This is a genomic window from Uliginosibacterium flavum (assembly GCF_040566545.1).
GTDB lineage: Bacteria > Pseudomonadota > Gammaproteobacteria > Burkholderiales > Rhodocyclaceae > Uliginosibacterium > Uliginosibacterium flavum.
The window spans coordinates 177,447-196,273 of sequence record NZ_JBEWZI010000002.1 but is presented as its reverse complement, the minus strand read 5'-3'; the positions used below and the strand labels follow the sequence as shown (position 1 = coordinate 196,273).

Here is an 18,827-nt window from a genome sequence, read left to right as displayed (position 1 = left end):
CGGCGGAAAATCATCCCGACGTAGCGGCCATGCACTTGCGGGCAGGGCGAGGCGGCGTGTGTCGCGAAGCCTGTTTCGAGCTGTTGAAAGAAGCTCCGGCTGAAAACCGAATAAAATCCGGCCATGCCTGATTTATTGCCTTGTTACGACTCCTCTCGCCCCTTGCGTCTGCTGCTTGATACCAATGTGGTGATGGCGCTGTGGCATTTCGTGGACCCTAAACTGTCTGAACTTGCTGCTTTCATTGCGGAAGAGCGTGCTCTCCTGTTCACGCGTGCGGATTGTCTGGACGAGCTGCAGCGGGTGCTGGCCTACCATCAGTTTGCGATTGCGCCCGAGCGTCAGCTTGCGATCCACGCCACTTACGCGGGATTAGCGCAGTGCCTGCCCGAGCCTGATGCGGCACAAATCGAATTTGCTGCGACGCTGCCGCGCTGCAAGGATCGCGACGATCAGAAGTTCGTTACGGCGGCCTGGGATGCTGCGGTGGAGGTGCTGGTGACGCGTGACAAGCTCTTGCTCGCGCTGGCACGCAAGCAGCCCTTGCGTGGGCGCATCGCCATCCTGACGCCGGAGCGCCTGCTGCTGGCGCTGAAAGCTTCCGGGGAAGCTGCGCTCAAGTCCGCAGCCTCTGCGCCGTAAGCACTGGAGAGCGGCGGCACGCTACCGGCCAGGCGGCGATGCCAGGGACGTACGTGCATCAAAACGCCGCTCACCTTATTCAAACTCCAGATAGAAACGATACTTTGTTGACTGCGCTTTGCCGTGCTACAGCAGTGTCTGCGGCTCGTCTCTATCTGGAATTGGAATTGTTTGCGGCCACCGGATCGCTTCTGTGGCCGCTCCCGTTTACGGAGCGACGACTTCTTGACCGGGCGCACATAGCGGCAGGGTGATGCGGAATTCACAGCCCTTACCGTCTTCGGTGAGCAATTCGATCTGACCACCAAGCAGGCCGGTGACGATGTTGCGCACAATGTGCAATCCCAGTCCCGAACCGCCTTGCCCTAACTTGGTTGTGAAGAAGGGGTCGAAGGCGTGCTTGCGGACGTCCTCGGTCATGCCGATGCCGTTGTCCATGACACAGAGAAGCACCTGTTGTGGCCCGGTGAGACTCACTTTGAGGTGCACCCGATGGTTTGCTTCCGGGTGCGGGAAGGCGTGGAAAGCGGCGTTCAGGGCCAGATTGGTGACGACCTGACCGAGCGGGCCGGGGAAGCCGTCCATCAGGATGCCGGGCGCTACATCAATCTCCAGTTGCAGATGCGAATGCCTGAAGTGCGGGCGCAGGGTGATCAGCACTTCTTCCAGCATTTCGGCCAGATCGAACTTCCGGCGCATCTCGCTGGTCTGGTCGATGGCCAGTTGTTTGAAGTGCTGAATGATCTCTGCCGCGCGCGCCAGATTGCGGTAGACCAACTGCTGCCCGTCACGCGTACTGTTGAGGAGCTCCTGCATGGTCGAGCGTTTCAGGGTGCCGGCTTCCATAGCAGTTAACAGCGAACGGTAGTGCTCCTCCAGCGTGGATGCAACAGTCATGGCGTTGCCGATCGGCGTGTTCAATTCATGCGCCACGCCAGCGACCAGACGGCCCAGCGAGGCAAGTTTTTCTGATTCGACCAGGCTGTCCTGTGCCGTCTGCAGCTGCTGCAATGCGCCCTGCAGTTCGACATTGGCGTGTGACAGGGCGAGAGTGCGCTCGGTGACGCGCTGCTCCAGATGTCCGGCGTGGTCGGCCAGTTCGCGGTTTTTCTCGCCTAGCGCATCAAAGGTTTCAAGCAAGGCCAGCCGCATCTGTTCCATGGCGGCGCCAGCATCGCCAAACTCATCATCCAGCGGTAATTGAATGGGGGTGGCGAATTGCTTGTTGGCGATGCGGTTGGTGGCCTGGGTGAGTTGTTGTAGCGGGGCAAACAGGCGGCGCTGCAATACCAGCAGGATCAGGCCTATGGAGCAGATCAGCATGACTGCGACGCGTAGCGTGTTCCAGCGCAGGGCCCGCTGGCTCGCGGCCAGGTAGGGGGCCGTGCTCATGGTGACCACGAGTTTTCCGATCACCTTGCCTTCGTGCAGGACATCACGCTCGTCGCTGGCCAGTTCTGCGGCCGCATTCTCGGCATTGGCTGGTCGTTCCAGTTTGACGAAGGGCTGTGCGTCCAGCCCGCTGGTGATCGTGATCGAGACGTAACGCTCATCGTTGAGGGTAGCCTGGGCGACCGCTTCGGCATTTTCGCGGGACAGCTCCCATAGCAGCGGGCGCATGCTCAGGGCCAGGGTTTCGACGGCGTTGCGCAGGTCAAGCCGGATTTCATGGCGGGCGGCTTGTACGCTCAGGCGTTGCTCGATGAAATAGGCCAGCAGACTGGGAATCGCCAGGCCGAGCACCAGGGCCAGAATCGCCGCACCCCGCACAGTGCGTGGCAGCAGGCGGAAGAAGCCTTGGGGGCTGGCACTGGAGGTGGGGCGGTGCGGGCTCATGTTGACTGAGCGGATGTCCGAAAGACTGCGGGACACTCAGTCTGGCCGCCTGCCAGATGCATCACAAGCGGGCGAACGGGCAGTAATTCCAACTCCAGATAGAAACGATACTTTGTTGACTTCGCCTTGCCGTGCTTCAGGGGCTGTCTGCGGCTCGTCTTCGCATCTCGTCTCTATCTGGAGTTGGAATAAAGCCTGATGCGATCAGGGCAAGCGGCGGTATTGGCCGTTGAAAAATAGCAGTGGGGCGCGATCCGCACGGTCGCAGCGTTCGACTTCGCCGACGAAAATCAGATGATCTCCGCCCGGATAGCGCAGCGTATTGCGCACCTCGAACACTGCGCAGCAACCCGCCAGCACAGGCGCCCCGCCCAGGCCAGGTTCCCAGTCCACGCCCGCAAAGCGGTCGGCCGCCTTGCTCGCAAACAGGTTGGAGAGCGCTTCCTGATCGTCCGCCAGTACATTGACCGCGTAGTACGCGCAGTCTTCGAGTACGGCGCGCACCGTGCTGGTATTGGCCAGGCTCCATACGATCAGCGGCGGATTGAGCGACACCGAATTGAAGGAGCTGACCGTCAGACCGATCAGGCTGCCATCTTTGGCGCGAGCCGTGATCACCGTGATGCCGGTGGCGAACATGCCCAGGGTGCGGCGAAAAGTGGTGGAATCGAAAGACAGGGCAGGCGTGCTCATGGGGCTTGCGGCAAAGTATGGGCGAGGGAGGCGCGGATTATCCGCCAAAAAGGCCGCCTGCGGCGGAGTGCCGAGTGCTGAGGATTGAGTGCTGAGTGGGCATGCTTGTAGATCCGCGCCGGTATTCGATGTTCGGGTGGGTCTGCTGTAGAGGCAATGCGGGCGCGGCTTTGCGAGCATGCTCAGATCTATAACCTAGGGCGGGCGAGCGTAGCGAATTCCGCCGGATGGGTATTTATCTAGCGGGGCAAGGCGATCTGCTGGATCGTTGGTGGAATTCGCTGCGCTCGTCCGCCCTGTGAAAAACGGGCGCGGCTTTGCAAGCGTGCCACTCAGCACTCAATCCTCATTGCTCAGAACTCTGCCGCAGGCAGCTGCATGTTAGTCTCGTCGGATGAGTGAATTCGCTTCCCGCCTGATTGCCTGGCATGCCGAGAATGGCCGCCACGACCTGCCCTGGCAGAATACGCAAGACCCTTACCGTGTCTGGCTTTCGGAGATCATGTTGCAGCAGACACAGGTTGATACGGTGATCCCGTATTACCAGCGCTTCCTTGAGCATTTTCCGACTGTGACGAGTCTTGCCGCCGCGCCGCTGGAGGCGGTGCTGGCGCTGTGGACGGGGCTGGGATATTACGCCCGGGCGCGCAATCTGCACCGGGCGGCGCAGGCTGTAGTCCGTGCGCATGACGGGATATTCCCGCGCTCGGCGGCGCAGCTGGTCGAGCTGCCGGGTATCGGCCGTTCCACTGCGGCGGCGATTGCGTCCTTCTGTTTTGGCGAGCGGGTGGCGATTCTGGATGGCAACGTCAAGCGCGTGCTGTGTCGTCAGTTCGGCATCGAGGGATTTCCGGGAGAGCGCGCGGTCGAGCTGCGTTTGTGGGCGTTGGCGGAATCTTTGCTGCCGGCGACTGGCATCGAAATCTACCCACAGGCGCAGATGGATCTGGGGGCCACGCTGTGTACGCGCAGCAGGCCGCGCTGCGGTGAATGCCCGGTGAGTGAAACCTGCGTTGCCCGCAGAACGGCGCGGGAGGGGGATCTCCCGGCTCGACGCCCAAAGAAGGCCGTCCCGCAACGCTCTTGCGGGGTGCTGCTGGTCAAGGCTGGCGGGGCGGTGCTGTTGGAGCAGAGACCGGCGACAGGGATCTGGGGGGGCTTGTTCAGCCTGCCGGAAATGGTCGAAGGCGAATCGGGCGCGCAGACGGCATTACGGCGTCTGGGAATAGCGGTGCCGGATTGTCGCGAGTTACCGAGCCTGCGCCACAGCTTTACGCATTTCACCCTGACGTTGACGCCCTGGCTGGCGGAGCTGCCGGCCATGCCGGTGATGGCGCATGAGCCGGTCTTGCGCTGGGTTGCTCTGGATGAGCTGGAAAAGGTCGGCCTGCCTGCGCCGATCCTCAAGATACTTCAGGCGCGCTGACCAATCAGTTTTGCCGCGCGTTCCACGCACAGATCGCAGATGCAGACTGAATTCGGGCCGGGCACCAGCATGCTGACGTCGGATTGGCGTTTGCCGCAGAAGGAGCAGGAGGCTTCGTCCTCATCGCGCTCACGCAGTTGGGCGAGTGCGTCATTCAGTTCCAGCATGGTTTTGCTGAAATCCATGGTGTTGGGTGTGTTCATCCGGTTCTCCTGAAACGGTTTCAATCGGGTGTGCTTGCGGGCGTCGCTTGACCGAGCGAGCGGCTCAATAGCCCCAGGCCAAGCTGCAAGGCGCCAAGGCTCAGGTCCAGCAGAAGCAGGCTTTGCAAAATAACGCGCCAGACTTCGACTGCGCCTGCGTTATCGAATTCCATGTAGCGCCGGATTAATTCAGACCCAAGGCCTGATCCGCTGAACTGTTCCAGTTCGATCAGCATGCCGGCGGCCAGCAGGCACAGGCTGCGCAGCAATGCCACCGCGCGATCCAGCCAGTGTTCCGTTTGTCCGGTGTTGAGCGATGTTATCGCCATGATCATGAGCGCGAGTAAACCTGCCCGGCAGGTCAGGGCGAGGAGGGTCAAACCGTTCAGCAGACCGCCTGACATGAAGTTGTCGCCCAGCCCGGCCCACAGATCCTGACCGAGGGCGAGCAGGAGGCTGGGGTTGCAGGCCAGCAAACTCAGGATCAGCAGGCTGCGCCAGGGCAGCCAGATCAAGCCCGGACGTAGTCCGGGCAGGTGAATAAAGGCGTGGCGCAGGCATAACGCCAGCAGCCAGCCCAGGCCGCCGCCGATGAGCAAAGCGGTAATCACAGAGGGGAGCCATGAAAACCAGTTCAGGCTGAAATGAAGGGAGTCCATTGAATAATGCAATGCGCGGGGGATAGGCGATTATCGCGCGAGCGGCTTGTTTTGACGCCCCACAGGACCCGCAACAGGCGCCGCAGGTCCGGGTTTGCTGCAGTATTTGCAGTGAAATGCCAACTATTTGGCACTTTTTCGGACTTCGCGGTCGGGCGAGAAATCAGTCCTTGAGCAAGCCGTGCTCAACCAGATACTCGTGAATGATCGCCAGGCGCAGGTCGGCATCTTCGAGTTCGAGCAGGCGTTGCCGCGCAATTTTCGGGATCGGCAGGATTTCGGCGTAGCGGTAGCCCACCCAGTCCGCATCATCCAGCGCCCAAGGGCGGGCGATCACTTTTTCGCCAGCATCCGCGATGACCACTTTCAGCAGTGGCAGCAGGGCTGCGTGATCCTCGCTGACCGCTTCTGCGGGGGGCTCGTCAAACCACTGCACGATGCCGGTAATCGTCCCTGGCTCCTCTTCTACTTGTTCCAGTACGCGGAAACGTCGCCCGCCGCGCACGGTGAGGCCGAGGATGCCGGGCTCGCTCATGTCCCAATCCACGATGCGCGCTTCGGTGCCGATCTTGTGCGGGATGGCTGGCGTGCCGACTTCCTCGCCCTCGGCGATCAGGCAGATGCCGAAGGGCGCATCGGCCTTCATGCAGCGCGCAATCATGTCCAGATAGCGCACCTCGAAAATCCGCAGGCCCATTCTTCCCAGAGGAAAGAGCACGGCGTTGAGAGGGAAAAGCGGCAGGCGGACGGGTTCGGACATGTTCGTGGGCATCGGCGGGAGGACGGGCGAATTGTACGTTACGCGGTCAGCGGGCGTAGGTTCCCTGTAGGAGCTGGCGAAGCTGGCGATGGGAGCCCCTTATTGATGGCCGTATCGCCAGCTTCGCTAGCGCCTGCAGAAAAACGCTCAGCCTCTTTGCCCTGGCGATAAAATCGCCCTCATGCAAAACCAGCTCCCTCTGCCCGGCGCCGACGCGCTGGAACACTCCGCTCACCTGTCATCCCGCATCGCCGATGAAATCCGCTCCAGCGGCGGCTGGCTGAGCTTCGCCCGTTTCATGGAGCTGGCGCTGTTCGCACCGGGCTTGGGCTATTACAGCGGTGGCTCGCACAAGTTCGGGCCGGATGGCGACTTCGTCACCGCGCCGGAAATCACGCCGCTGTTTGGCCGTTCGCTGGCAGCTCAGGTGCAACAGGTGTTGGCCGCATCCGCGCCGCAGGTGATCGAAGTCGGCGCCGGCACTGGTCTGCTGGCTTGTGATCTGCTGCTGGAACTGGAGGCGCGGGGCGCTTTGCCGGACAGCTACGCCATCCTCGAACTCTCCGGCGAGCTGCGCGTGCGCCAGGCCGAAATCCTGCGCGAACGCGTGCCGCATCTGGTCGAGCGAGTCAGCTGGCTGGATGCTCTGCCCGAGGCTTTTGCCGGCTGCATTCTCGCCAACGAAGTGCTGGATGTGATGCCGGTGCAGCTGCTGGTGTGGCGTGACGGTGAGATTTTCGAGCGCGGTGTGTGCCTGGATGATGAAGGTGGTTTTACCTGGCGCGATCAGCCGGCCGCAGGGCGTTTGCTGGCCGCTGCCGAGGCGCTGGCAGTGGAAATGCCGAGCGAGGGCGAATACCTCAGCGAAATCTGTCTTGCCGCCCAGGCCTGGGTCGCCGGCTGGGCGCCGCGCTTGACGCAGGGCGCGATCATCCTCATCGACTACGGCTATCCGCAGGCCGAGTATTACCTGCCCAGCCGTAGCTCCGGCACGCTGCAGTGTTACTACCGCCATCGCGCGCATCCGGATGTATTGCTGTGGCCGGGGCTGAACGACATCACCTCTTTCGTCGATTTCACCGCGATTGCCGATGCGGCGTTTGCGGCCGGCCTGAGTGTCGAGGGTTATACGACCCAGGCCAGCTTCCTGACGGACTGTGGCTTGCTCGAATTACTCACGGCGGTCGGCCCCAGTGACCAAGCGCCGTATCTGCGCGCCGCCCGAGCGGCCCTGCGCCTGATCGCCCCGCACGAGATGGGCGAGCTGTTCAAGGTGCTGATCCTCGGGCGTGAGCTGAACCTGCCTTTGCTGGTCGGGCTGCGGACAGGCGAACGTAGTCATGTTTTGTAAATAGGAAGGCCTGAAGAGCTGCTCCCGTAAAGGGTCTTGGAGCAGGCTTCGTGGTGAGCCGCGATCAGTAAGGATCTACGCAGCAGGGTGCTGTAGAGCAAGGCAGGGGGCTCCTCTTGGCCGTGCCTCAAGATTTTTGGGTAATTGTTACTTTTCATCTTTGTGTAACATTCGGCGCCCAGAATGCTTACCTTGTTTCTACTGCTTTGGTCATAAGGCATGCACACTTTTAAGCGCTCACTGTTGCGTCTGGCGACATGTTCTTTGCTTTTATTGCCGATTGTCTGCAATGCACTGGCCGCGCCGAGTTCCGCCAGTGTCAGCGTTTCCCCGCTCGAAGCGGCGGGCAAGTTGCGTAGTCTGGCGCAACGTCAGGCCAAGCTTTATCTGCAATTGCGTCTGGGTGTCGAGCGCGAAGCGAGCGAGCGCTGGCTGGCTGAGGCGGTGCGCAGTTTTGACGAGAATCTGGCCGTGGTTACGCGCGCAGCACAAGGCGACTCGTCCACAACGCGCATCGTCGGGCGGATCACCACGCAATGGGAAGGCCTGCGCCTGACCTTGAGCAGTCCGCTGGAAACGAGCAAGGCTCAGGGCATTGCAGCCGATGCCGAACAGATTGCCATTGCCGCGCAGGCGCTGGCCTTGCGCTTCGATCTGGCGCAGGAATCGCCGATGTATCGCCTGGTCGATCTCGCCTCGCGTAACGACATGCTAGCGCAGCGCCTGGCGCGGATTTACATGCAGATCCGTGCCGGTCAGGGGGGCAAGGCTGCCGAGGTGGACGTGGAGCAGACACGCAAGGAATTCGCTGCCGGGCTGAAAGAACTGGCTGGCGCCAGCGACAATACGCCGGCAATCAAGGCCAATCTGGAACTGGCGCGTCAGCAGTGGCTGTTCTTCGAGATGGCGGTGAATGATCGCGTGAAAAGCTCCGAGAATTTACGCCGCGATGTGGCCACCACTAGTGAGCGCATCAGCCAGATGATGAACGAAGCCTCTTTGGTCTATGTGCAGATGGCTGGGCGTGCCAGCGAGCCACCGCTTGCGCAGAACGGGCGCAAGCGGTGAGTTGATTGCCCGTCAGCAAAACAAAAGCGGCGCCGTGGCGCCGCTTTTGCGTGGAAAGCACGGGAGCTTTTCTGCTATTCCTGCGCCCGATAAAGTCGTTTCATGAAATCTTCCGCGTCACTGTCTGAATCCACTGCCGGGCATTCATGGTTTGTGCGGTTTGCGGCGCGCAAGCCCAGTGCGGCCAGTACCATTTGTGGCAGCCAGTTGGCGTTCAATACTTCGTCGCTGTAGCCGCCCGTTTCTGTTGTCAGGCAATCGCCCGTGATCGTGTTCATTTTTTTCACCCTTCGCGTGCCGGGTTGATTTTTATACGAAGCCCGTGTGACCGGATTCGCCGCTCTGTATCAGGCCTAACGGCATGCCGTTGAGGAACTTGACGATATTCGCATGCCAAGTTTGCAAACTCGTGTCACTGCGGATATGCGCCTGCTTGAGCTGGATTTCACAGGTTTACAGGCAGCCTGACAACATGCCAATCGGGCTTCCCGGAGGGGCATCCGGGTTGTTCCGGACAGGAGAAGCCCGTGTTAAAAGTCAGAGTCTGGCGAAGAGTTCGCGTACACGTCCGGCCTGACCGGCGGCCAGCGCCAGCAGCAACAGAACGCGGGCTTGTTGCGGGCTCAATTCGCCGGCTGCGATGCAGCCGGTGGCGCTGTCACTCTCGTTGCATTCAGGCCACACGCCGCCGGCGGCGATGCGGCTGGCGCGCACGATATGCACGCCTTGCCCGATGGCTTTGGCAATGCTGCTGCGCCAGCTGGCCGGGATGCTGCCCTGGCCGCTGAGGGCCAGCACGATGCCACGCGCTCCTGCGGTGACGCAGGCCTCGATCAGGTCAGGATTTGCACCAGCGCTGGCGTAGAGAATGTCGATACGTGGCAGAGATGCTTCGTCAGCCGCATGCAGCAAGGCGCTGCGGGCAGCTTGACTGGAAAGGCTTATAGATACAGCTTCTTCAAACACCTTGCCTGCAGAAGTATGCCCTGCGCGGCTCTGCAAGGCATCGATGGCTTGCGTGTGTGTTTTGGTTGCATCGCGCGCGGCGATGATCGCGCCATTCGCCACCACCAGCACGCCCTGATTGCGTGCAGCCGGGCTGAGCGCCACGCAGGCCGCCTGCAGCAAATTGCGTGGCCCGTCCGCTGCTGCGCTGCTCGCCGGGCGCATGGCTGCGGTGAGGACAACAGGTTTGCCGGTCGGCAGCAGCAGGTGCAGGCCGAAAGCGGTTTCTTCCAGCGTATCCGTGCCGTGAGTGATGACGATGCCGTCGATGGCTGGATCGTCAATCTGGATTTGAACGCGCACGGCGAGCTGCAGCCAGTGCGCCGGTGTGATGTCGCGGCTATCCAGCGCAAAGGGTTGCTCGACGTGCCAGTCGGCCAGCTCGCGCAAACGCGGCACCGCGCCCAGCAGCGTTTCCGCATCCAGCGTGGCGGCGGTGTAGTGCTGGTCTGAACCCGTGCCGGCAATGGTGCCGCCGGTGGCGATGAGGGCGAGGCGCATTGTTAGTGCTGAGTACTGAGTACTGAGTGCTGGGTGCTGAGGCTGGGCTTTTACTCAGCACTCAGCACTCCTTGCTCAGCACTGATTAGTGATTCAGGATCTTCGACAAAAACTGCTGCGCCCGATCCGAGCGTGGCTGGCCGAAAAACTCGTCTTTTGCCGCATCTTCGACGATCTGGCCGTGGTCCATGAACACGACGCGGTGCGCGACCTTGCGGGCGAAACCCATTTCGTGGGTGACGACCATCATGGTCATGCCTTCCTGCGCCAGATCGACCATCACGTCCAGCACTTCGCTGATCATTTCTGGGTCGAGTGCCGAGGTGGGTTCATCGAAGAGCATGCAGATCGGGTCCATCGACAGGGCGCGGGCAATCGCCACGCGTTGTTGCTGACCGCCGGAGAGTTCGCCCGGGTACTTGTTGGCGTGCATCTTGATGCCGACGCGATCCAGCAGCTTCATGCCACGCTCGTGGGCTTCGTCGGCCGAGCGGCCGAGCACCTTGGTCTGGCCAATGGCCAGATTCTGGATGATGCTCATGTGCGGGAAGAGTTCGAAGTGCTGGAACACCATGCCGACATGCGAGCGCAGTTTGGGCAGGTCGGTCTTCGGGTCATTCACCTGAATGCCGTTAACGATGATCTTGCCCTGCTGGATGGGTTCGAGGCCGTTGACGCACTTGATCAGGGTCGATTTGCCGGAGCCGGACGGGCCGCACACGACGATGACTTCGCCCTTGTCGATATGGGTCGAGCAGTCGGTGAGGACCTGGAATTTTCCGTACCACTTGGAGACGTTCTGGATCTGGATCATGTTTGTGACCTAGCGAATGATGGCGATGCGTTTGTTGAAATACTTGACGAGCATGGACAGCGAGAGACAGATCGCGAAATAGATCAGCGATACGAAGATGTACATCTCGACGGTGCGCCCGTAAAGCTTGCCGGTGTTGTCAGCGGCCTTGAGCAGATCTGTTGCGCCGATGGCATACACCAGCGAGGTGTCCTGGAACAGGATGAAGGTCTGGGTGAGCAGGACCGGGATCATGTTACGGAAAGCCTGCGGCAGCACAACATGCCCCATGGTTTGCCAGTAGCTCATGCCAATGGCGTAGCCGGCGTAGATCTGGCCACTCGGAATGCTCTGAATGCCGGCGCGCATGATCTCGCTGTAGAACGCCGCCTGGAACAGGGTGAAGGTGATCAGCGCCGAGGTCTCAGGGGTGATTTTCAGGAAGAACGGGGCGAGCAGGAAAAACCACAGAATCATCAGCAGCAGTGGAACGGAGCGCATCAGATCGACATAGACCTTGGCTGCGCCTCCCATCCACTTGCCACCCGACAGGCGCGCCAGCGCCAGCAGGGTGCCGATGATGATGCCGCCGATCATGGCGGTGGCGGTCAGTTCCAGGCTGTAGATCAGGCCCTGCCAGATATAGGGCAGGCTGAGCGGAATGACGGAAAAATCGAAATTGCTGAACATGTTCATCGCTCCTATTTAGCCACGATGAAGCCGGGCACGTGGGAGCGACGCTCGATGTAGCCCATGCCTTGATTGGCCGCGTAGGAGCAGAGGATGTAGAGCACGGTCGGGACGATCAGGCTCTCGATGACTTGGCCACCCGTTTCTTCCACCATCTGGCGCGACACGAAGATCAGCTCCCACACGCCTACGGCAAAGGCGACGCCAGAGTTCTTGAAGGCGTTCATGAATTCCGAGGTGAGTGGCGGAATGATGATGCGGAAGGCCATCGGCAGCAGTACGTAGCGATAGGTCTGAATCTGGGTCAGGCCAATCGCCAGGCCGGCATTGCGCTGGCCGCGCGACAGGCTCTGGATGCCGGCGCGAACTTGTTCAGCAACGCGGGCCGAGGTGAATAAGCCGAGCGCCAGTACGGCGGTGATGAATTCCTTGGCCGGCATGTCCTGCTTCACCCACATGGACAGATCGTGCGGCAGTAGCTCTGGCACCACGAAAAACCACAGGAAGAGTTGCAACAGAATCGGCACATTGCGGAAAAATTCGACCCACACATGACCGATCAGAGCGAGGCCACGGTGCGGCACAGTGCGCAACGTGCCGATGACGCTGCCGAGTGTCAGGGCGATGAGCCAGGCACAGAGCGATATGGCGATGGTCCAGCCGAGTCCATGAAGGATCCAGCTGAAATAGGTGACCTCGCCAGAGGGGATGATCTCAAAGAAAACCCCCCAGTTCCATTTGTAATCCACAGCGGCTCCCTTGCTGCTAACACGCGCCAGCCTTTGAGCTGGCGCGCGTGAGGCTTGTTGCTTGTTACTTCTTGTAGTTTTCTGCCGGATTGTCGTTCGGGCTGAGGATGGCTGCCTTGAGTTGTTCGCTCATTGCTACCGTCAGGTTCACGCCTTTGGGCGGGATCGGGGCATTGAACCACTTTGCGTAGAGTTTGGTGAGCGCACCCGTCTTCATCATGTTGGCAACGGTGGCGTGTACCAGACCTTTGAACTGCGGGTCATCCTTGCGCAGCATGACCGCAATCGGCTCGACGGAAAGCGGCTCGCCAACAATGGCGTAATCCTGGGGCGCCTTGGAGTTGGCAACCAGACCCATCAGCAGGTTGTCATCCATCACGAAGGCCACGGCACGATCCGTTTCCAGCATCAGGAAGGAGTCGGCGTGATCCTTGCCATAGACTTCCTTGAAATCGATGCTCTTGCCTTTTTCGTGCGCGCGGATCAGTTGCACGCTGGTGGTACCAGTGGTTGTTGCCACGGGTTTGCCCGCCAGCTGATCCAGACTCTTGATACCCGAAGATTTCTTGACGGCCATCAGCACGTTGGTGACATAGGTCGTCGGGGCAAAAGCCACTTGCAACTGGCGTGCTGCGTTGTTGGTGGTGGAGCCGCACTCCAGATCAACCGTGCCATTCACGACCAGCGGGATGCGGTTCTGCGAAGTGACAGCCTGGGTTTTTACTTCCAGTTTGGCCAGCTGCAGGCGGGATTTCACTGCATCGACAATCGCCATGCAGACATCGATGTGGTAGCCGATGGGCTTCTGGGTGGCGTCCAGATAAGACAGCGGGAAAGACGACTCGCGGATGCCCAGCGTGATGCTGTTTGAATCCTTGACTTTCTTCAGTGTGCCATCGAGTTGTTGGGCGGTGGCGGTCTGGACGACCAAGCCTGTGGCAAGGGCGAGCAGCAGATGATGCTTTTGCATGATTCCTCCTGAATGGAACGGACGGTGTGACGGAAGCGACATTGGGATGAATGCACGCGAAAATCGTACCAGTATTTGGCGGGAGCTTAGATTTTCGACAATTCAGTATAACTTTGAGCCAAATTTTCGTCGGAACGAATTGCATGGGTGAATACCCGCAGTTTAGGGGCTGGTGCGGTGCTACAGGTGGATTTGGTTTGTGGAGGGGGACACAAAGGCCTTTCATTTGAGCACGCGGACGGGGCGCCCGATCACGTCCTGTTCTTTTTTGTGCCTCCGAATGGTGCGCAAGGCTGTGCATGGTTCATCCTGTAGAGCCGCTCCCAGCCTCGCTTTTCGCCATGCATGCCTGAAGAGGTCCGCCCCGTGGGGCTCTACAGCCTGTCTTGCGTGCAAGGCCCGCCAGGAGGCGTTCATGGCTTACAAAGTCGCCATCCGGAGCAAGTTTCCGGGCTAGACTTCAGCACTCATCCAGATTCAATTTGACGGAGCGCATCATGTCCCGAACAGTCATTGCCAGCGCGCTGGCCCCGGCCGCCATCGGCCCGTATTCACAGGCCATCCGCGCCGGCAATACGGTTTATCTTTCCGGCCAGATCGGCCTTGATCCGGTCAGTATGCAGCTGTTGGATGGCTTTGAAGCGCAGGCCGAGCGGGTATTTCAGAATCTGCAGGCCGTGGCTGAGGCCGCCGGCGGATCGCTGGCCGATGCGGTGAAAATCAACCTCTATCTGACCGATCTGGCCTACTTCGCCACGCTCAATACAATCATGGCGCGCTATTGCGCCGCGCCGTTTCCCGCACGGGCAACGCTCGGTGTCTCGGCGCTGCCGCGCGGGGCGCTGGTCGAAGCGGATGCCGTGCTGGTCCTCGCCTGACGTTCAGCCTTGACTGAAGCTGTTCGCAAAACCGCCTCCGCGCTCACCGGGCGTTTGCACAAACTCGGCATCTTCAATGATGCCGATATGCTGCTGCATTTGCCCATGCGCTATGAGGACGAGACGCGTCTGACCGATATCCGTACCGCCCAGCCCGGCGTGTCGGTACAGGTGGAAGGCGTGGTTGAACACGCGGAAATCACCTTCCGGCCGCGCCGCCAGTTGGTCGTGAAGCTGGTGGACGACAGTGGCGCGTTGATCCTGCGCTTCCTGAACTGGTATCCCTCGATCCAGAAAATGCTCGAGGCTGGCAAGCGCGTGCGCGCTTTCGGCGAAGTGCGCAGCGGCTTCTGGGGCGAGGAAATGATTCACCCGCGCCTCGTGTCGGTGAGCGAAGGCCAGGCGTTGCCGCAGGCGCTCACGCCGACTTATCCGGCGACAGCCGGGCTGGCGCAATCCGCCTTGCGCAAGCTGGTGCTACGCGCCTTTACCCGCGCCAGTCTGGCCGATCTGCTGCCGGAATCTTTGCGGCGCAGTCTCAAGTTGGCCGGCTGGGAACGCAGCCTGCGCTATCTGCATCAGCCACCCACCGATGCCAAACTGGGCGCGCTGGAAGATCGCAGTCATCCGGCCTGGCGGCGCATCAAATTCGACGAACTGCTCGCGCAGCAGATTTCGCTGCGCAAGGCTTATATCGAGCGCCGCGCTCACGCCGCCGCCCAACTCTTGCCGCAGGGTAGTTTGAGTGCGCCGTTTCTGGCAGTCTTGCCTTTTGCACTGACCGGCGCCCAGCGCCGTGCGGTGGATGAAATCGCGCGTGACATCGCCCAGCCCTGGCCGATGCAGCGATTGTTGCAGGGGGATGTGGGCAGCGGCAAGACCATCGTGGCGGCGCTGGCCATGCTTCAGGCTGCCGAGAACGGCTTGCAGGCGGCCATGATGGCACCTACTGAAATCCTCGCCGAGCAGCATTACCGCAAACTGGCTGGCTGGCTGGAGCCGCTGGGCATTTCTGTCGCCTGGCTGTCCGGTTCACAGAAGAAAAAAGAACGCGCCGCGATGCTGGAGAAAATTGCCAGTGGCGAAGCCTTGCTGGTGGTCGGCACCCATGCGCTGATCGAAGATACGGTCGCGCTGGAAAAGCTGGGCCTCGCCGTGGTCGACGAGCAGCACCGTTTTGGCGTGCGCCAGCGTCTGGCCTTGCGCGAGAAAGTGGTCGGCCGCCTGCCACACATGCTGATGATGAGCGCCACGCCGATTCCGCGCACCTTGGCCATGAGCTACATGGCCGATCTGGACGTCAGTGTGCTTGATGAGCTGCCGCCGGGCCGCACGCCCATCGTGACCAAACTGGTCGCCGATTCGCATCGCGAAAAAGTGATCGCCCGTGTGCGCGATGCCTGCCTCGAGGGCCGGCAGGCCTACTGGGTCTGCCCGCTGATCGAGGAAAGCGAAACCCTGCAGTTGCAGACTGCGGTCGACACTTATGAAGTGCTCTCGGCCGAGCTGGCTGAACTCAAGGTCGGCCTCGTGCATGGCCGTCTCAAGCCCGTCGAAAAGGCGGCGGTCATGGACGCCTTCCTGCGCAACGAGGTACAGGTACTGGTCGCCACCACGGTGATCGAAGTCGGCGTGGATGTGCCCAATGCCAGCCTGATGGTGATTGAGCATGCCGAGCGTTTCGGCCTCGCGCAGCTGCATCAGCTGCGCGGCCGGGTCGGGCGCGGCGCGGCCGCATCGAGCTGCATTCTCGTATATGCCCAGCCATTGTCACCAACCGGACGCGAGCGGCTCAAGGCGATTTACGAAACCACCGATGGCTTCGAGATCGCCCGTCGTGATCTGCATCTGCGTGGCCCGGGCGAATTCATCGGCGCACGACAGAGCGGCGTGCCGCTGCTGCGCTATGCCGACCTGGAACTGGATGTCGATCTGATCGAGGCCGCGAAACAGGCTGCAGAGGAAATGCAGGCGCGCCATCCAGATGCGGCGGAGGCGTTGTTGACGCGCTGGTATGGCGGGCGGGCTGAATTGCTCAAGGCCTGAAGAGCCGCGCTGAGCAAGCCTGTCAGGGAGGTCGTGCTGTAGAGCCATGCACAGTGCGGGTCTGCATGCCGCTGACTTGGAAAAGGCCGCCTGATGCAGGTGTACAGATGATGGAATTTTTCAATACGGTCTATTTTCCTGCACCTGACGAATGCCTTGGTTCAGTTGATCCAGCAGGGCGGGAGGCACGCTATGGCTGCAATAAAAGTAGCGGAATTCGCCCTCCAGCAGATCATGCAGGCGCAGCACCTCAATCTGGGCGCCAGCGGCTGGTTGGGAGACCAGGAATAATTGGGCTTCTTCCTGATGCATCAGTATGAAATCCACTTCCTTGCGCTTGAGCAGTTCAGCGGCGTCCGTGTTGCCAACTGAAAAGACGATTTTTCGGGCAAGGGCTGAATGCATCTGTGCGCTGACGTACTCATCATAAAAGTAGTCTTGCTTGATGCCCCAGCGCAGCTTGGCGTTTTGTGCCCAGTCTTTCAGGAAGGGCGCGCCTGAAAGCCATTCGGCATCGCTGCGTACCAGCGCGACATAGGCGGCGGATGCGAAGAATGGCGCACTTAACTGCCCTTGGCGGGTTCGCTCGGTCGTGCGCACCCGGCCTACGGCACACACTTGCTCCTTGTTGTCGCGGATGCGAGTCAATTGCTCGTCAACGCTGGCATGGGCGTATTGAAAACGCAGCCTGCTGCTGTGCAAAATGGCGTCGGCACGCGCGCCCAGCGTGCCTTGCAGGCCGCCGCTGGCCAGTTCGATCAGCGGTGGCCGGTCTTCGACCAGCATGATCAGCGGTAAGGCCTTGCCTGTCTGTGCCAGACATACGCCCGCATGCAGGGTCAGCAGAATCAGCCAGCGATGATGCCGCATGCCTCAATCCAGCCGGAAGCGCGCCACGGCGTTATTCAGGTCTTGCGACAGGCCCTGTAGTGTGTGTGCTGCCGCGGCATTGGCGTCGGCCACGACGATTGCCTCTTCGCTCATCTGGGCCACATGCTCGACACTCTTGGCGATATCCTGCGCGGCGGTGGTCTGCTCGCGGATAGCGCTGGAAATGTCCGTTACCATGCTGCCGACACGCTCCGTGCCCGATACGATCTGGCGGATGGACTCGCCGGCCGCTTCAGCCAGGCGCGTTCCTTCCCGCACCTTGACGACGCCATTCTCCATTTCGTGAATGGCCGAATCCGTTTCACTCAGCACTTCACTGATGACTTTGGCAATCTGCTGCGTAGATTGCGCGGTGCGCTCCGCCAGCTTGCGTACTTCATCGGCAACCACCGCGAAACCGCGTCCTTGTTCGCCTGCGCGGGCGGCTTCAATGGCGGCATTCAAGGCCAGCAGATTGGTTTGATCGGCGATTTCGCGGATGACGTCGACAATCTGGTTGATCTGCTGGGATTTGGCTCCCAGTCCTTGCAGGGTGCCGGAGGCATTGTTGACGGTTTCTGCCACGCTGTGCATCTGCTGGGCGCTGCCGAGAATGACTTCGACGCCGGCCCGTGCTTCCTGGCCTGATCGCACCGTGGTTTCATGCGCGTCGTTGGCGCTATTGGATAACACGTTGATGGAAACCGTCAGCTCCTCAATGGCCGCAGCGGCAGAATTCATGGCGTCGCCCTGTGTGGTGGCCTGGGCGTGAGTCTCCTGCGAGCCGTGGGTCAGTGTCTGGGCTTGATCGCCGAGTTCACTGGCGGTACGGCGCATGGTGAACACCGATTCGCGCAGCCCGTTCTGCATCTGGTCCAGTGCGGCTAGGAGCTGATTGACCTCATCATGGCCTTTTACGACTATTTTCTCCGTCAGATTGCCTTGCGACACTTCACCCGCAATCCGCACGGCGCCTTGCAGCAGGCTCACGATGGGACGCAGGATAAAGAGTGAGGCGAGGATTGCCGCGACAATGCTCAACGCCACCATGCCAAGGCTGATGCTCAGTGATTTGCGCGAATCCGCCTGAGCTGCTTCAAAGCTGCTAGCCGCTAGTGAATCCTCAACTCCGAACAGATCACGCACCGCGCCACGCGAGTCGCGAAAGGCTTCGGTGGTCACCTTGTCACCGGCCACGGCCTTGGCCTTGTCGAAATCGCCTGCTTTTAACGCATCAATCCAGGCCGTTCGCTGCTGTACGAATTTGCCTAGCGAGGCTTCGTATTTGTCCACGAACTTGCGCTCGTCGTCGGAAGTGGCTTGGGCCTTGACCTCGGACCAGAGTTTTTCCACATTGCCCAGCAACTTGTCGACCTGCGAGAGCTCGCTTGTCGCCGCTTCGGGGGTGGCTGCCAGGGTGGCGCGCAACAGGCGCACGCGCACCACATTGGAGTCATCCAGCATCGCGCCGAGCTTGGCCAGGCTTTGCGCGCGCTGGCTGTACATGCTGTGCAAGCGCGTATCGGCGCGAGTGCTGACCCAGTAGCCGACAAGGGCCTGGATCATGATAAGACTGACGAGCAAGCCCATCAGACCCATGAATTTATTGCGGATGCTCATGATGCCTCTCCTTGGTAGAGCCAGATATTTATTAACGACCTGGGAGCAGCAGGGCTTTAGGGCAAAC

The 18,827-nt window shown here is 60.7% G+C and carries 19 protein-coding genes; 6 read left to right on the top strand and 13 right to left on the bottom strand.

Annotated elements, in window-relative coordinates; genetic code table 11:
• Positions 1–123: 123 nt before the first annotated feature.
• Entirely contained in the window at positions 124–642 is a 519-nt protein-coding gene (locus ABXR19_RS02565) for a putative toxin-antitoxin system toxin component, PIN family (RefSeq protein WP_354599518.1), read from the top strand.
• A gap of 207 nt (positions 643–849) precedes the next feature.
• Here the strand turns inward: ABXR19_RS02565 and ABXR19_RS02560 are convergent, their stop codons facing one another.
• Positions 850–2,514, bottom strand: coding sequence for a sensor histidine kinase (locus ABXR19_RS02560; RefSeq protein WP_354599517.1), 1,665 nt, complete (start codon positions 2,512–2,514; stop codon positions 850–852).
• Positions 2,515–2,682: 168 nt separating this feature from the next.
• The gene (locus ABXR19_RS02555; protein ID WP_354599516.1) at positions 2,683–3,171 is read right to left on the bottom strand and encodes a flavin reductase family protein; all 489 of its coding nucleotides are present in this window, start codon (positions 3,169–3,171) and stop codon (positions 2,683–2,685) included.
• Positions 3,172–3,565: 394 nt separating this feature from the next.
• Here ABXR19_RS02555 and mutY point away from each other — a divergent pair, with 394 nt between their 5' ends.
• Positions 3,566–4,597 (top strand): A/G-specific adenine glycosylase, encoded by a 1,032-nt coding sequence (mutY, locus tag ABXR19_RS02550; protein WP_354599515.1) that lies wholly within the window; start codon positions 3,566–3,568, stop codon positions 4,595–4,597.
• Here mutY and ABXR19_RS02545 read toward each other — a convergent pair.
• The 3 genes from ABXR19_RS02545 to ABXR19_RS02535 all read right to left on the bottom strand — a co-directional run bounded on the left by ABXR19_RS02545 (position 4,585) and on the right by ABXR19_RS02535 (position 6,219).
• Positions 4,585–4,800, bottom strand: a complete 216-nt coding sequence (locus ABXR19_RS02545; RefSeq protein WP_354599514.1) for a ClpX C4-type zinc finger protein — start codon at positions 4,798–4,800, stop codon at positions 4,585–4,587. The two genes, mutY and ABXR19_RS02545, sit on opposite strands and share 13 nt — an antisense overlap.
• Before the next feature lie 20 nt (positions 4,801–4,820).
• A complete protein-coding gene (locus ABXR19_RS02540; RefSeq protein ID WP_354599513.1) occupies positions 4,821–5,411 on the bottom strand; it encodes a hypothetical protein in 591 nt (196 codons plus the stop codon).
• A gap of 211 nt (positions 5,412–5,622) precedes the next feature.
• The gene (locus tag ABXR19_RS02535; RefSeq protein WP_354599512.1) at positions 5,623–6,219 is read right to left on the bottom strand and encodes an LON peptidase substrate-binding domain-containing protein; all 597 of its coding nucleotides are present in this window, start codon (positions 6,217–6,219) and stop codon (positions 5,623–5,625) included.
• A 181-nt stretch (positions 6,220–6,400) separates the two neighbouring features.
• Between ABXR19_RS02535 and ABXR19_RS02530 the strand changes: the two genes are divergently transcribed.
• Both ABXR19_RS02530 and ABXR19_RS02525 read left to right on the top strand, forming a co-directional pair.
• A complete protein-coding gene (locus ABXR19_RS02530) occupies positions 6,401–7,570 on the top strand; it encodes a class I SAM-dependent methyltransferase (protein WP_354599511.1) in 1,170 nt (389 codons plus the stop codon).
• 219 nt (positions 7,571–7,789) lie between these two features.
• Positions 7,790–8,638, top strand: a complete 849-nt coding sequence (locus ABXR19_RS02525; protein ID WP_354599510.1) for a hypothetical protein — start codon at positions 7,790–7,792, stop codon at positions 8,636–8,638.
• Between the two features lie 74 nt (positions 8,639–8,712).
• Here ABXR19_RS02525 and ABXR19_RS02520 read toward each other — a convergent pair whose 3' ends face one another.
• The 6 genes from ABXR19_RS02520 to ABXR19_RS02495 form a co-directional block, all read right to left on the bottom strand.
• On the bottom strand, positions 8,713–8,916 hold the full coding sequence (locus ABXR19_RS02520; RefSeq protein WP_354599509.1) for a hypothetical protein: 204 nt from the start codon (positions 8,914–8,916) through the stop codon (positions 8,713–8,715).
• Positions 8,917–9,175: 259 nt separating this feature from the next.
• The gene (locus ABXR19_RS02515; RefSeq protein ID WP_354599508.1) at positions 9,176–10,144 is read right to left on the bottom strand and encodes an asparaginase; all 969 of its coding nucleotides are present in this window, start codon (positions 10,142–10,144) and stop codon (positions 9,176–9,178) included.
• Positions 10,145–10,229: 85 nt separating this feature from the next.
• Positions 10,230–10,958, bottom strand: a complete 729-nt coding sequence (locus ABXR19_RS02510; protein ID WP_354599507.1) for an amino acid ABC transporter ATP-binding protein — start codon at positions 10,956–10,958, stop codon at positions 10,230–10,232.
• Positions 10,959–10,967: 9 nt separating this feature from the next.
• Entirely contained in the window at positions 10,968–11,627 is a 660-nt protein-coding gene (locus ABXR19_RS02505; protein ID WP_354599506.1) for an amino acid ABC transporter permease, read from the bottom strand.
• 11 nt (positions 11,628–11,638) lie between these two features.
• Complete coding sequence (locus ABXR19_RS02500) at positions 11,639–12,376, bottom strand: amino acid ABC transporter permease (RefSeq protein ID WP_354599505.1); 738 nt, start codon at positions 12,374–12,376, stop codon at positions 11,639–11,641.
• A gap of 64 nt (positions 12,377–12,440) precedes the next feature.
• Positions 12,441–13,346 carry a transporter substrate-binding domain-containing protein gene (locus tag ABXR19_RS02495; protein WP_354599504.1) on the bottom strand — a complete coding sequence of 302 codons (906 nt, stop codon included), beginning with the start codon at positions 13,344–13,346 and terminating at the stop codon, positions 12,441–12,443.
• Between the two features lie 497 nt (positions 13,347–13,843).
• Between ABXR19_RS02495 and ABXR19_RS02490 the strand changes: the two genes are divergently transcribed.
• On the top strand, positions 13,844–14,224 hold the full coding sequence (locus tag ABXR19_RS02490; protein ID WP_354599503.1) for a Rid family detoxifying hydrolase: 381 nt from the start codon (positions 13,844–13,846) through the stop codon (positions 14,222–14,224).
• 9 nt (positions 14,225–14,233) lie between these two features.
• Positions 14,234–16,270: an ATP-dependent DNA helicase RecG gene (gene recG / locus ABXR19_RS02485; protein ID WP_354599502.1), complete on the top strand. Its 2,037-nt coding sequence runs from the start codon at positions 14,234–14,236 to the stop codon at positions 16,268–16,270.
• Positions 16,271–16,390: 120 nt separating this feature from the next.
• On the opposite strand, the gene ABXR19_RS02480 is transcribed toward recG, so the two are convergent.
• Together ABXR19_RS02480 and ABXR19_RS02475 are read right to left on the bottom strand one after the other, a co-directional pair.
• A complete protein-coding gene (locus tag ABXR19_RS02480) occupies positions 16,391–17,140 on the bottom strand; it encodes a transporter substrate-binding domain-containing protein (protein ID WP_354599501.1) in 750 nt (249 codons plus the stop codon).
• 3 nt (positions 17,141–17,143) lie between these two features.
• On the bottom strand, positions 17,144–18,760 hold the full coding sequence (locus tag ABXR19_RS02475; protein ID WP_354599500.1) for a methyl-accepting chemotaxis protein: 1,617 nt from the start codon (positions 18,758–18,760) through the stop codon (positions 17,144–17,146).
• Positions 18,761–18,827 lie beyond the last annotated feature (67 nt).

Bases quoted from the DNA above. Each gene is read 5' to 3' on its own strand.
- ABXR19_RS02495 (WP_354599504.1), bottom strand. From the start codon at position 13,346: ATGCAAAAGCATCATCTGCTGCTCGCCCTTGCCACAGGCTTGGTCGTC.
- ABXR19_RS02565 (WP_354599518.1), top strand. From the start codon at position 124: ATGCCTGATTTATTGCCTTGTTACGACTCCTCTCGCCCCTTGCGTCTG.
- ABXR19_RS02480 (WP_354599501.1), bottom strand. From the start codon at position 17,140: ATGCGGCATCATCGCTGGCTGATTCTGCTGACCCTGCATGCGGGCGTA.
- ABXR19_RS02525 (WP_354599510.1), top strand. From the start codon at position 7,790: ATGCACACTTTTAAGCGCTCACTGTTGCGTCTGGCGACATGTTCTTTG.
- mutY (WP_354599515.1), top strand. From the start codon at position 3,566: ATGAGTGAATTCGCTTCCCGCCTGATTGCCTGGCATGCCGAGAATGGC.
- ABXR19_RS02475 (WP_354599500.1), bottom strand. From the start codon at position 18,760: ATGAGCATCCGCAATAAATTCATGGGTCTGATGGGCTTGCTCGTCAGT.
- ABXR19_RS02515 (WP_354599508.1), bottom strand. From the start codon at position 10,144: ATGCGCCTCGCCCTCATCGCCACCGGCGGCACCATTGCCGGCACGGGT.
- ABXR19_RS02535 (WP_354599512.1), bottom strand. From the start codon at position 6,219: ATGTCCGAACCCGTCCGCCTGCCGCTTTTCCCTCTCAACGCCGTGCTC.
- ABXR19_RS02545 (WP_354599514.1), bottom strand. From the start codon at position 4,800: ATGAACACACCCAACACCATGGATTTCAGCAAAACCATGCTGGAACTG.
- ABXR19_RS02510 (WP_354599507.1), bottom strand. From the start codon at position 10,958: ATGATCCAGATCCAGAACGTCTCCAAGTGGTACGGAAAATTCCAGGTC.
- ABXR19_RS02505 (WP_354599506.1), bottom strand. From the start codon at position 11,627: ATGTTCAGCAATTTCGATTTTTCCGTCATTCCGCTCAGCCTGCCCTAT.
- ABXR19_RS02520 (WP_354599509.1), bottom strand. From the start codon at position 8,916: ATGAACACGATCACGGGCGATTGCCTGACAACAGAAACGGGCGGCTAC.
- ABXR19_RS02490 (WP_354599503.1), top strand. From the start codon at position 13,844: ATGTCCCGAACAGTCATTGCCAGCGCGCTGGCCCCGGCCGCCATCGGC.
- ABXR19_RS02555 (WP_354599516.1), bottom strand. From the start codon at position 3,171: ATGAGCACGCCTGCCCTGTCTTTCGATTCCACCACTTTTCGCCGCACC.
- ABXR19_RS02530 (WP_354599511.1), top strand. From the start codon at position 6,401: ATGCAAAACCAGCTCCCTCTGCCCGGCGCCGACGCGCTGGAACACTCC.